Raw genomic sequence first — 12742 nt, forward strand, 5'->3', positions numbered from 1 at the left:
CATTATTAATAATTTAGATAACTAAAAATGAAAACCTTTAAACGAAAAATTATTTTGTTAGCAGTTCTCAGCGGACTTTTTCTAATTCAATGCAGCCTGAATGCTCAAAACTATTTGCACCGTGATAACAAAACTATCTTGGATGGCACGGGGCAGGAAATTTTGCTAAAAGGAATTGGTCTCGGCGGCTGGCTTTTACAAGAAGGCTACATGCTTCATACTTCTGCGTTTGCAAATGCACAATGGGAAATAAAAGAAAGAATCTTAGATTTGATCGGCGAGACAAACACAGAAACTTTTTATGAAACCTACAGGGATAATTACGTAAGAAAGATTGACATTGATTCTTTAAAAAGCTGGGGCTTCAATTCAATTCGTCTGCCTTTTCACTATAATCTTTTTGCGACTAATACTAATCCTCCGATATTTCTTGAAAAAGGATTTGAAATAGTTGATTCACTATTAAATTGGTGCGAAGTCAATCAGATCTATCTCATACTCGATATGCACGCCGCACCCGGCGGACAAAGCGATGAACCAATTAGTGATTACAATTCGGCATATCCCTCCCTCTGGGAAAGTGAGCAGAATAAAAACCTCACAGTTCAAGTGTGGCGAAAAATTGCCGAGCATTATAAAGATGAACCATGGATCGGCGGCTATGATTTACTAAATGAACCCAAATGGGATTTGCAGCCGAACAATCAACCACTGCGCGACCTTTATATTAGATTGACAGATACAATTCGCGCCGTTGATAGTAACCATTTACTGTTTATCGAAGGCAATTGGTTTGCAACCGATTTTACAGGGCTAACCCCTCCCTGGGATGATAATATGAGTTACAGCTTCCACAAATATTGGAACGGTAACACCCAATCATCAATTCAATATTTAATTGACTTAAGAAATGAAACAAACACTCCATTGTGGCTTGGCGAGACCGGCGAAAATTCCAACAAGTGGTTTACAGATTGTGTTGAGTTAATGAAAAATAATAACACTGGCTGGGCGTGGTGGCCCCATAAAAAGATTGAATCAATTGCCGGTCCTCTCTCGGCAATTTTGCTGCCTGCTTATCAGGTGCTGCTTGACTATTGGGGCGGAACCGCTGGAAGACCATCGGAAGAATATGCCTTTAACGCTTTAATGGATCAAGCAGATAAATTAAAACTTGAACAATGTACTTTTCACAAAGATGTTATTGATGCTCTTATGCGTCAACCGTTTAATGATACTACCATTCCATTTGCGGTTAACCAAATCCCGGGAACTATTTATGCAACCGATTACGATTTAGGAAATTTATTTTCTGCGTACAACGATACTGATTTTGAAAACACGGGGAGTGGCAGCACATGGAATAACGGCTGGTCTTTTCGTAATGATGGAGTTGATATTGAAGAAAGCGCTTCTCCTGAATCTAATGGTTTTGATGTCGGCTGGACTGCCACAGGTGAATGGCTTAATTATACAGTCGAAGTTTTACAAAATGGTAATTACGATATTCATCTAAGCATAGCCGCACAGAACAGCGGCGGCATAATTACACTTTTACTTGATGGTCAAGCATTTGGTCCTGCGTTTAATGTACCTGTAACAGGTGGGTGGCAAAACTGGCAGACAATTACCGCCGAAAATATTTTTATTCCAGCCGGCAATCATACCTTACAAATTAAATTCTTTTTCGGTGGATTCAATTACAGTGCCGCATCATTTGATCTGGTTACTGCGATTAATGACATCGAATCTTCGCTACCAAATGAATTTGTACTTGAACAGAACTATCCAAATCCATTTAACCCCGCAACTGTTATTCGTTACACAATCCCAACAACTCCCTCTCCATTGGCGAGGGGTTGGGGTAAGGCTAAAAGTGTTTGATGTCTTAGGTAATGAAGTAGCAACACTCTGTAAACGAACCACAGCAGCCAGGAACCTACGAAGTAGAGTTTAATGCAGGACAGCTATTAGCCTGTCAAGCGGAGTATACTACTATCAATTAGGTGCAGGTGATTTTACTGAAATAAAGAAAATGATCTTACTCAAGTGATAAAAATCAGTCAGTTCCTTATTACCTCCTCCCGAATTTATTTCGGGAGGAAAATAAAATGAAAACCACAATTTGACAGTTTAACAATTAAACAATTTGACAATTCAAACCGGGCGGAAGCTGGCAATCACTGCAGCATCAAAATCCTGCGAACAATATGAATACTTAATTTTCTGTATCTGCGGGGAAAATTTTTTCTGCTCCTTCAAGCTTTCCAATCAAGCGCTCGGGCTGGTGTATCAGCAGCGGCAAGCATCGTGAACATATAAAAATATTCTTGCCTGAATAAACTAAGTTCACAAGAGGGATCTCATTTTCAGTAATGCTGCAATTTAAGCAGTGTTTTTCGTTTTCAGTATTTTTCATAATAAGACCTATCAGTTGATCAATTGAAATTATTTAGTAACCGCAAAGACGGAAGTCTGTGCTGTAGAATTAATTTCTACAAATTAAAGTACATTTTATATTCAAAAGGATGGGGCATTGTTCCAATTGAATGGATTTCCTCATTCTTGGTTTTTGTCCATTGATCCAAAAGCTCATCAGTAAAAATTCCACCGCGATAAAGAAATGAATTGTCTAATGCAAGTGCATCCAATGCCTCTGCAAGATTTCTAGGAAGAAAATGAATTTTTTCATTACTGCTGTCATCAAGAAAATTTTTGTCGTAAGGTCCAAATCCTTCTTTACGCGGATCAATTTTATTCACAACTCCGTCAATGCCCGCCAATAAAATTGAGATCAAACAAAGATATGGATTCGACGTAGCATCTGGCGGGCGATATTCAAATCGTGTTTCATCTGGATTAGTTACGTATTTCGGAATGCGAATAGCACCTGCACGATTACCCATTCCGTAAGTCAATGCCACCGGTGCTTCAAAACCCGGGATTAATCTTTTATATGAATTGGTACTTGGATTTGTAAAAGCTGAAAGGGCGGGTGCATGTTTTAATATTCCGCCGATGAAATATCTTCCAAGCTCGTTCATGTTTCCATATTCACCTTTTTTATAAAAAAGATTTTTACTGTTCTTCGTAACAAAGAAATGCAGATGTAATCCGTTGCCCGCCTGCTGATACATCGGCTTGGGCATAAAGGTAACGAATAAGTTTTTGCGGCGCGCCAGGTTGAAAAGGATATACTTGCTTGCAATAATATTATCAGCCGTTTCAAGCAGGTTACTAAAGTAAGTTTCAATCTCCTGCTGTCCGCGTTCACCCACCTCGTGGTGGTGATATTTAACTTTGATTCCAAACTTCTTTAATATTTTACATGCTTCATCTCTAAAATCATCGTACTCATCAAAAGGATTAGCGGAGTGGTAGGCTTTTTTATAAAACTCTTCTGCGTGTTCAACCCTATAAAAAGATGATGAAGTACGAGTATCATATTCAACTTTAGAAAAAATATAAAACTCGAACTCAGGTCCCCACCATGACTTATCAGCATTAGTAACTTGCTTTAAAAGATTTTCAGCTTTTTTAGCGAGGAATCTTCCATCCTGTTGGAAAGGAGTATGTTTAGGATCAGTTAAAACGATGTGAGAGTTAAAGCTAAGTGTTGGTGCATCTCTAAATGGATCAAGCACTGCTGTTTCGAGGTCAGGCAGAAGTACCATATCACTGTTCTCAACCTTTCTGAACCCATAGCTTGATCCGTCAAACCCCACCCCTTCTTTAATCATCTTCTCAAGAATTCCGTCATAAACAGGAAGCGAGATATGATGAAGCCTGCCGGTTAGATCAATTGCTTTAAGATCAATGACTTCAATTCTATTTTTTTTAATTAGGCTATTACAATATTTGAGATACGAGGTTTCAGTTTTAAGCATAAAGTTTAATCAGTGGAAAATTTAATAAATGTTTTTAGATAAAAATGCCCGACTGAAATTCAATCGGGCAAAATATTTTAGCCGTTATAATTTAAGGCTGCAATACCGGGAAAAACTCCTGTTGTATCAAGCTCTTCTTCAATCCTAAGAAGTTGATTGTACTTTGCAATACGATCTGTCCTCGAGGCGGAGCCGGTTTTAATTTGTCCTGCATTTGTTGCAACTGCAATATCTGCAATGGTTGTGTCTTCTGTTTCACCGCTTCTGTGGCTGATTATGTTTGTGTAACCTGCGTTCTTTGCCATCTCAATTGCATCAAGTGTTTCAGTCAAAGTTCCAATCTGATTGACTTTAATTAAAATTGAATTTGCAACACCAAGTTCAACTCCTTTAGCGAGCCTTTCAGTGTTGGTTACAAAAATATCATCGCCAACAAGCTGAATTTTGCCGCCGAGTTTATCTGTTAATAGTTTCCAGCCGTCCCAATCATCTTCAGCCATTCCATCCTCCAAAGAAACAATAGGATATTTGCTCACCCATTCAGCCCAATAATCAACCATCTTCTCAATACTGATTTCTTTGTTTGGAGCGGATTTAAAAAGATGATAAGCGTTTTTTTCTTTTATAAAAAATTCGCTGGCTGCAGGATCAAGTGCAATTGCAATTTCGCTTCCGGTTTTATAACCGGCTTTTGTGATTGCTTCAAGAATAACTTCGATAGCTTCTTCATTTGATTTTAGATTTGGTGCAAATCCACCTTCATCACCGACAGCAGTGTTGTAACCTTTCTTTGCAAGTACAGATTTCAATGCATGAAAAGTTTCTGCCCCCATCCTTAAAGCCTCAGCGAAGTTTGGCGCTCCTACAGGCATTATCATAAATTCCTGGAAGTCAACATTATTATCAGCATGCTTACCGCCGTTAAGAATATTCATCATTGGAACCGGAAGTGTTTTTGCGTTAACCCCTCCAATGTATCTGTAAAGCGGAAGCCCGAAAAACTCCGCAGATGCTTTTGCACACGCAAGAGAAACACCAAGCATAGCATTTGCCCCAAGATTTCCTTTGTTATCAGTTCCGTCAAGAGTAATTAATAAGTTATCAATTGCAACTTGTTCAGTCGCATCAAAATCTATTAATTCATCTGCAATTTTTTCATTAACATTTTCAACAGCTTTCAAAACTCCTTTACCGTTGTATCTATTTTTATCTCCATCGCGAAGTTCAACAGCTTTATGTTCTCCTGTAGATGCACCGCTCGGTACGGCTGCTCTTCCTATCACTCCCGATTCGAGTTGTACTTCAACTTCTAAAGTTGGATTACCTCGTGAGTCAAGTATTTCTCTTCCCCAAACATCTATTATTGTAGTCATTATAATTCTCCTGATTCCTAATTTTAATTATTAACGATATTCTTTATGAATGTACAGCACAAAATTAGCCAACCTGTACCGAAAAGAAAAACGAAGTGATGCACGGCATTGCTAATCTAAGATTTATTTTAGGCGGGTTAGATTTAGTTGTAAATAATTCTAAATTGTCGTTCAATTAAAAAATAAAAATAATGATTAAAGAAAACTGGAAAGCATACGCAGCGTGGTTTAATATTTGTGTTGTCTGGGGAACAACTTACCTTGCAATCCGAATTGGAGTAGCGGATATACCACCGATGCTGTTCGCCGGGGTTAGATGGTTAACTGCGGGTAGTGCTATTATTATTTTTCTATCACTTAGAAAAATTAAACTGCCTGATAAAAAAGATTTACTTCCACTTTCTGTAATGGGTCTATTGATGCTTGGTTTGGGTAATGGACTTGTTGTATTTGCAGAACAATGGATCCCGAGCGGCTTAACTGCACTATTAATTACAACCACCCCCTTCTGGATGATTGGAATAGAATCTATTTCATCGGGAAGAAAAAAATTCAATGGGACAATTATATTCGGATTGATTCTTGGATTAGTCGGAATACTATTGATTTTCGGTGGTAATATAAAATATCTCTTAATAAAAGAAAACCTGATTGGCGTATTGAGTTTACTCGCTGCAGTATTTTTTTGGGCATCGGGAACAGTTTATTCCAAATACAAAAAACTATCTGTCACTCCCTTGATGGGTGCATCCATTCAAATGCTGGCGGCTGGAGTACTTCAATTTATATTGGCGTTATTTCTTGGTGAACTTTCACAAATAAAATTTTCGACCGAAAGTGCACTTGCATTATTGTATCTCATCACATTTGGTTCTATTATTGGTTACGGCTCTTATATTTATGCAATCGCGCACTTACCTCTTTCGCTGATTTCGACTTATGCTTATATCAACCCTACAATCGCAATTTTATTGGGGTGGCTTGTACTAAATGAAGAAATTTCCATTGTCATTTTATTTGCTGCAGCAATTATATTAACAGGGGTCTCGATTGTTAAATATGGAATCTCAAAATTGAGAACAATTAATTGACTGTAAGGATATTTTGTAAGTTTATTGTAAAAACCATTTTATTAAAATGTTAATTACTTTACAATTGTAATTGAAAATTTTTATTACATTGAAACTAAAACAATAGAAATATTCTGTGGAATTGATTAATAAAAAACGGGCGGTAGTTCTTTTTACAGCTTCTCCTGAAATGGAAACAGGCAAGAAGCTTATTGGCCTCAAAAAAAGAAACAAAAAATTATTTGAAATTTTTCAATCTAATATTTCTAAAACCGTTAACGATGCTAGAAAACAAATTTCATTCGACTTCGTAGTTTCATCTGATTTTACTTCCAATAATTCTATCCGCTTTGGTTCGTATAACATTTTACAGTCCGGGAAAAACTTTGCTGAAAGATTTGAGAATACTCTTCATCAAATGTTTTCAGACAAATATGAAGAAGTAATTATTATTGGAGACGATTGTGTCGCTTTTGATTCTAAACTAATCATTGATGCCTTTAATAAATTAAGCTCTAATGATTATGTGGTTGGTCCAGCCTCCGATGGAGGATTCTATCTTTTAGGATTAAAATATTTTCAGCACGAAACATTTAAAAATATTCAGTGGCAGACAAGCTCTGTCACTAACGAGCTTATTACAAACATTTCTAATGGAGGAAGCACCTTTCAATTACTTCCTGTCCTTTCAGATATTGACTCTGAACATGATCTTTATGAATGGCTGAATAGCAGTAGTTCAAAAATTTCTCTCGCTTATTCTCAAATAATAAAATTACTTACCGAGCCAATTCTATTCTTAAAAGAAATAATCTTTTCCATATCATCAAAATCATTCTCACTTCATTTTTCAAATCTCCCTCCCCCAGCTTTTTGCCGCTAAACTGAAATAACCTGATCAAGGTCAAGGTCAGGTTCAAGTGATATTTTAATTCAATTTTGATTTTATCTTTTAAACAAGAGGAATTTCTTATTATGGATACATACTACAATCCAAAAGACTTAAATAAATTTGCCGAAATGAGTGAAGGCGCGCCCGAATTATGGAAAAAATTCAGCGCTTGGTACGGCGCTGTGTTTGCTGCCGGCGCACTAACCGAAAGAGAAAAAGCGTTGATAGCCCTTGCTGTGGCTCATGCAGTTCAATGTCCATATTGCATTGATGCTTACACGCAAGAATGTTTATCAAAAGGTGCCGACCTTGATCAAATGACTGAGGCGGTTCACGTTGCATCAGCCATTAGGGGTGGGGCATCATTAGTCCACGGCGTGCAAATGAAAAACGTGAATGAAAAGTTAACAATGTAATCTTTTATTAGAAGGAACTTAAATGCAAATAAGACATAAAAGCATGAAGGCTTTTGGTGAAAGCCTTGCGCTCGCAAATGAACAATTAAAAATCTTAAATGATAACTCAACAACATTTCCTCACTTCGACGATAAATATAAGTTAACCGGTGAAGATGCACTAACGGCTGGAAAAGTTGAGATACTCCAGGTTAATGTTGGAAAAATGTGTAATCAGGTTTGCAAGCACTGCCACGTTGATGCCGGACCCGACAGGAAAGAGATAATGACTAAAGAAACAATGCAATACTGCTTAGACGTTTTGCAAAAAACAGCAATTGCAAAAGTTGATTTAACCGGCGGCGCTCCCGAAATGAATCCAAACTTCAAATGGTTTGTTGATGAAATAAAAAAACTTGACCGCCATGTAATGGTGCGTTCTAATCTTACTATCCTTCAGGCTAATGGCTTTGAAGATTATGCCGATTTCATGGCTAAACATAATGTCGAAATAATTTCTTCGCTTCCTTATTACAAAGCTTCCTTCACTGATAAACAGCGGGGGGATGGGGTATTTGATAAATCCATTGCCGCAATTAAAAAACTGAATGAACTTGGCTATGGTAAGGATAATACAGCATTGACACTTGATTTAGTTTATAACCCTGTAGGTGCATTCCTTCCCCCTTCACAGCATCAATTGGAACAGGATTACAAGCGCGAACTGCTGCGAAATTTTGGAATTGTATTTAATAATCTTTACACAATAACTAATATGCCGATCAGCAGATTTCTTGATTATCTTATCGAATCAGGTAACTATGAATCCTATATGCAGAAACTGATTGACTCGTTCAATCCTTCAGCGGCATTAAATGTTATGTGCAAATTTACTTTGTCAGTCGGCTGGGATGGGGCATTATTTGACTGCGATTTCAATCAGATGCTCGAAATGAACCTTAACCATGGCGCGCCAAATCATATCAGGGATTTTGACATTACAAAACTTGAACAGAGAAGAATAATTACCGGACAGCACTGTTACGGCTGTACCGCCGGCGCCGGTTCAAGCTGCGGCGGAGCTACTGCTTAAAGTGCAACAGCGATAATAAGTTTAAAAGATGACACCAATTGAGTGATGTCATCTTTTTTTCAATTTCATCATCTGATTAGTATCATTTTTTTTGTTTCAATAATATTGACCGTTTGCAGCCGATAATAATAAACTCCGCTGGAAAGTTTATCGGCATTAAACTCTACTTCATAAGTGCCTGGCTGCTGTGTTTCGTTTACTAATGCTGCTACTTCATTGCCCAAAACATCAAACACTTTTAGCCTCACCCCCAACCCCTCTCCAAAGGAGAGGGGAGTTGTTGGGATTGTGTAACGTATAATTGTTGTTGGATTAAATGGATTTGGATAATTCTGCTCTAATGCAAATGCATCTGGTTTAATAAATGAAACTTCTACCGTTTTGGAATATTCAAACTGTCCATCATTATCAATTTGTTTTAGTCTGTAGAGATAACTTCCAGCAGAAACATCATCATCAATAAAAGAATAACTTTTGGGTGAATTAGAATTTCCATTACCATTAACAAAACCAATCTTCTCCCAAACATTACCTTCAACTTCCCCTCTGGAGAGGGGACTGAGGGGTGTGTTTCGCTCTATCTCAAAACCATAATTATTCACCTCCGTTGCCGTCTGCCAATTAAGAATTACTTTATCCGTCATTACTGCTGCTGTGAATGAAGTTAGTTCAACAGGAAGTGGTGCGTCAGGCCAGATTGGTGCAACTACTATTTCATCTATAGAAGCATTGGGAGTGGAAGATAACGGGCTTGCTGTGAAGTTTTGGCGAATACCAAATCGTGCTATACTTGTGGGATCAGATGTCAAATTAGAAATCTGCGACAAATCAGGAGAAGGTTCTACACCATTAAGGATGGGGTTAATCCAGAGCTTAGCAACATCATTGTTGTTACCTGTTATAATCTGATAACTGACAGCAATCAAATAAGTTGTTCCAATTGCGAGATCATAGCTGCTCCAAACAGCGCCGGCGTTTGAGGATGTTGCACGCAACCCAATTTGAAATGTGTTTGCTGCAGCTCCCAACCGAATTGAAACTCTGGCAAGGTGAATCGTTGTGCTGTTAACAGGAAGTAACAAAGCAAAATAATCGCCAATTGAACTCGAATTATCAGCTAGCCCGGTTGTGTTTTGTACATTCAATAAAAACAGCGCATAAGTTGTTGAGCCAACTACCTGATCGGTGAACTGTCTATACACATCTTCAGCAGACCCAGCGGGTGAAAGGATATCAATTTTATTTCCTGCACTTGTTACATAATTAGGGTAGGATAAACTCCCGGAAGAAACAGGAATATAATTAGCATTGCCGCTGAAACTAATCCAATTGCCCGCACTTACATTTCCACCGGTACCGTTTGGTGCATCCGTCAACTGCCCTGTTGAATAGTCAAAAGCTTCTGTAAATAATTGATCGGGAGGAATTGGGTTAACAGTTCCACTGCAACTTAGATTTATTGTTGCAGCAGCACCGCCTGAATGAATAATAAGTTCATTATTATAGTTTTCAACGCTCAGCCCGGATTTCAATCTTACTGATATAGTATTATTCAGACTTGTTCCGTATTCTGAGAAAGTAAGTGTGGGATTCCACGACGCCCCCCCATTCGAGGAAATTTCATAATCTAGTTGGAGCGGTAACTAATACATCGCTCTCATCTAAATTTGAACCGACAAAAGAATAATTTTGAGTTGCTGATGGACCTGATCCAACCGTGTAACTGAAATCACTTAACCCGGTTGGGGATAATGTAAATACTGCTGAACTCCCTGTAGGAAGGGTGACATCTGCCCATGAGGTTCCGATCCTTAGTTCATCTAATTCTATGAATGGTGTTGATGCGGTACCATCCTGTCTGATCAAAATTCGGTTAAGATTTGTTAAATCATTATCTAACGTGTTTGTAATAATTATGTCGGGTGTTGGTGCAATGCCTCCAAAAGTTGAAACATCAGGGTTTAACCAAAGTTTGGTAATATCATTTGTTACCCCTGATACCAATTCATAAGAAACTACCACAAGCATAGTTTCGTGAACGGAAAGCGTATCAGTTAACCATATAGTATTTGCACTTTTCGTACGGGCATTTAATCCAATAGCAAATCCCTCGCCATATTTTTTAAGCCAAACTGTACCTCCAAAAGAGGTACTTACCCCCTCTGTAAATCCGGAAAAATATCCGCCTGTAGAATTTAAGCCGGCGCGATTTGTAACATCACATAGAAAAGAATAATAGACTGTGCCTGTTGTTTGCTGAGTAAATAATTTAGCGGCATCAATACCGGCGCCGTCAAAAGAAATTTTATTTCCGCTTGGTGCACCAAAGCCCGGGAAAGACAAATTTCCTGAAGTAATCAGAAAACTATCTCCCGTGTTTAGTCTTGTCCAACCGCTTTGTGTGCTGAGTGATTGCCCGGCTGTGTAATCTATACCATCATAATGCGGTAACGTTACCTGGCTGAATACTGTATTAACATAAATCAGAGCAATCGTTAAAAAGATTTTCTTAATGCATTTCATATTCCCTCGCTGAAATAGAATAAGTCTAAAATTTATAATTAAATAAAATCTTACCCGTTGTTTAATTAATTAACGTAACAAAACCATCTTTTTATTTTCCACAAAGTCTCCCGTCTGCAGCCGATAATAATAAACTCCGCTGGAAAGATTATCGGCATTAAACTCTACTTCATAAGTGCCCGGCTGCTGCTGTTTCGTTTACAAGCGCTGCAACTTCATTGCCTAAAACATCAAAAACTTTTTAGCCTATGTCCCCAACCCTCTCCAAGGAGAGGGGAGCTGTAGGGATTGTGTAACGAATCATTGTTGTTGGGTTAAATGGATTGGGATAATTCTGCTCTAATGTAAATGCATCTGGTTTAATAAATGAAACTTCTACCGTTTTGGAATATTCAAACTTTCCATCATTATCAATTTGTTTTAGTCTGTAGAGATAACTTCCGGCAGAAACATTATTATCAATAAAAGAATAATTTTTTGGCGAATTAGAATTTCCATTACCATTAGCAAAACCAATCTTTTCCCAAACATTATTTCAACTTCCCCTCTGGAGAGGGGATTGAGGGGGTGTGTTTCGTTCTATCTCAAAACCATAATTATTCACCTCCGTTGCCGTCTGCCAATTGAGAATTATGTTTTCATTATTTACTAATCCTGAAAAAGAAGTTAACTCGACCGGAAGGAAATTTCAATTTGATTAGAGTATTCGAAATTGTCCAAAAATATATTTGCAACATTTCCAGCACTTTTTTCACCATAAAACATCCAAGAATCAATATTCATTAAAACTGGTAATGATGACGTGCTACCCTCATCCAAAATCAATGAACCGTTTACCCACAAATCAATTTTGTCTGAACCAACATTTTCAGAAGAGCCGTAAGTATAATTAATGCTTGCGTTAGAATTATTTCCAACAATTTCAACGAGGTAGTCACTCCCTTGGCTAAATGGATTGCTTGCTAAGCTTACCCATGTGCTGTTATTAAGAACACTTGTTGTAATTGTTCCAGAAAGATTAAATACCCACCTTAAACCTAGAAAAGTTTGTGCAGCCGAAAAACCGCTTCCATCTGAATATCGGTCTCCATCGCCAACAAAAAGATACCAATTCCCAGAACTCGCCCCTATTGCCGATCCGTCGCTTGCACCAAATCGAATATTAAATATTAATGTGAAAGCTTGAGCAGGCAAGTAATCATAAATTGAAAATTTATTTACAGAACCTGCTGTTGGTGCGACAATTCTTAAATAGGAAAGTTCACCAAATGAAATAACTTGATTTTCTAGATTAAAACTCCCGCCGCCGCCTAAACTCATACGAATAAAATCTTCACCACCGTTAGTTGTTGGTTGCGGTAGAAATGTTGTACTTGTGGTATTATCGGTATTGTATGTGCCCTCAGAAGTACCAAACTCATATAACCAAGGTTGAGCTAATGATGATGAAAAAAGTATTAAAACTACGACACTAATTTTTTTTATCACAATTCCCTCCGGGAATAATTT

The 12742-nt window shown here is 37.8% G+C and carries 11 protein-coding genes and 1 pseudogene; 5 read left to right on the forward strand and 7 right to left on the reverse strand.

Annotated features, from left to right (window positions below):
• The first annotated feature begins 27 nt into the window (after positions 1 to 27).
• Positions 28 to 1884, forward strand: coding sequence for a cellulase family glycosylhydrolase (locus tag IPH11_05790; GenBank protein MBK6913185.1), 1857 nt, complete (start codon positions 28 to 30; stop codon positions 1882 to 1884).
• A 334-nt stretch (positions 1885 to 2218) separates the two neighbouring features.
• On the opposite strand, the gene IPH11_05795 is transcribed toward IPH11_05790, so the two are convergent.
• From IPH11_05795 to eno, 3 genes are all read right to left on the reverse strand, one after another.
• On the reverse strand, positions 2219 to 2419 hold the full coding sequence (locus tag IPH11_05795; protein ID MBK6913186.1) for a hypothetical protein: 201 nt from the start codon (positions 2417 to 2419) through the stop codon (positions 2219 to 2221).
• A gap of 76 nt (positions 2420 to 2495) precedes the next feature.
• Entirely contained in the window at positions 2496 to 3887 is a 1392-nt protein-coding gene (glnA, locus tag IPH11_05800) for a type I glutamate--ammonia ligase (protein MBK6913187.1), read from the reverse strand.
• 77 nt (positions 3888 to 3964) lie between these two features.
• Positions 3965 to 5260, reverse strand: a complete 1296-nt coding sequence (eno, locus tag IPH11_05805) for a phosphopyruvate hydratase (protein ID MBK6913188.1) — start codon at positions 5258 to 5260, stop codon at positions 3965 to 3967.
• 191 nt (positions 5261 to 5451) lie between these two features.
• Between eno and IPH11_05810 the strand changes: the two genes are divergently transcribed.
• The 4 genes from IPH11_05810 (at position 5452) to arsS (ending at position 8710) form a co-directional block, all read left to right on the forward strand.
• Positions 5452 to 6351, forward strand: a complete 900-nt coding sequence (locus tag IPH11_05810; protein MBK6913189.1) for an EamA family transporter — start codon at positions 5452 to 5454, stop codon at positions 6349 to 6351.
• A gap of 115 nt (positions 6352 to 6466) precedes the next feature.
• Positions 6467 to 7213, forward strand: coding sequence for a DUF2064 domain-containing protein (locus IPH11_05815; protein MBK6913190.1), 747 nt, complete (start codon positions 6467 to 6469; stop codon positions 7211 to 7213).
• A gap of 92 nt (positions 7214 to 7305) precedes the next feature.
• Entirely contained in the window at positions 7306 to 7638 is a 333-nt protein-coding gene (locus IPH11_05820) for a carboxymuconolactone decarboxylase family protein (protein ID MBK6913191.1), read from the forward strand.
• Positions 7639 to 7681: 43 nt separating this feature from the next.
• Positions 7682 to 8710, forward strand: coding sequence for an arsenosugar biosynthesis radical SAM protein ArsS (gene arsS / locus IPH11_05825; GenBank protein MBK6913192.1), 1029 nt, complete (start codon positions 7682 to 7684; stop codon positions 8708 to 8710).
• Positions 8711 to 8778: 68 nt separating this feature from the next.
• On the opposite strand, the gene IPH11_05830 is transcribed toward arsS, so the two are convergent.
• From IPH11_05830 to IPH11_05845, 4 genes and pseudogenes are all read right to left on the reverse strand, one after another.
• The gene (locus IPH11_05830; GenBank protein MBK6913193.1) at positions 8779 to 9354 is read right to left on the reverse strand and encodes a T9SS type A sorting domain-containing protein; all 576 of its coding nucleotides are present in this window, start codon (positions 9352 to 9354) and stop codon (positions 8779 to 8781) included.
• Positions 9355 to 10330: 976 nt separating this feature from the next.
• The gene (locus tag IPH11_05835) at positions 10331 to 11233 is read right to left on the reverse strand and encodes a hypothetical protein (protein ID MBK6913194.1); all 903 of its coding nucleotides are present in this window, start codon (positions 11231 to 11233) and stop codon (positions 10331 to 10333) included.
• Positions 11234 to 11302: 69 nt separating this feature from the next.
• A pseudogene (locus tag IPH11_05840) lies at positions 11303 to 11537 on the reverse strand (T9SS type A sorting domain-containing protein).
• A gap of 362 nt (positions 11538 to 11899) precedes the next feature.
• Entirely contained in the window at positions 11900 to 12721 is an 822-nt protein-coding gene (locus IPH11_05845) for a hypothetical protein (GenBank protein ID MBK6913195.1), read from the reverse strand.
• Positions 12722 to 12742: the final 21 nt, after the last annotated feature.

The sequence above is a fragment of the Ignavibacteriales bacterium genome, from assembly GCA_016709155.1.
Classification (GTDB): Bacteria; Bacteroidota; Ignavibacteria; order Ignavibacteriales; family Ignavibacteriaceae; genus JADJEI01.

Bases quoted from the DNA above. Each gene is read 5' to 3' on its own strand.
- IPH11_05790 (MBK6913185.1), top strand. From the start codon at position 28: ATGAAAACCTTTAAACGAAAAATTATTTTGTTAGCAGTTCTCAGCGGA.
- IPH11_05795 (MBK6913186.1), bottom strand. From the start codon at position 2,419: ATGAAAAATACTGAAAACGAAAAACACTGCTTAAATTGCAGCATTACT.
- glnA (MBK6913187.1), bottom strand. From the start codon at position 3,887: ATGCTTAAAACTGAAACCTCGTATCTCAAATATTGTAATAGCCTAATT.
- eno (MBK6913188.1), bottom strand. From the start codon at position 5,260: ATGACTACAATAATAGATGTTTGGGGAAGAGAAATACTTGACTCACGA.
- IPH11_05810 (MBK6913189.1), top strand. From the start codon at position 5,452: ATGATTAAAGAAAACTGGAAAGCATACGCAGCGTGGTTTAATATTTGT.
- IPH11_05820 (MBK6913191.1), top strand. From the start codon at position 7,306: ATGGATACATACTACAATCCAAAAGACTTAAATAAATTTGCCGAAATG.
- arsS (MBK6913192.1), top strand. From the start codon at position 7,682: ATGAAGGCTTTTGGTGAAAGCCTTGCGCTCGCAAATGAACAATTAAAA.
- IPH11_05830 (MBK6913193.1), bottom strand. From the start codon at position 9,354: ATGACGGATAAAGTAATTCTTAATTGGCAGACGGCAACGGAGGTGAAT.
- IPH11_05835 (MBK6913194.1), bottom strand. From the start codon at position 11,233: ATGAAATGCATTAAGAAAATCTTTTTAACGATTGCTCTGATTTATGTT.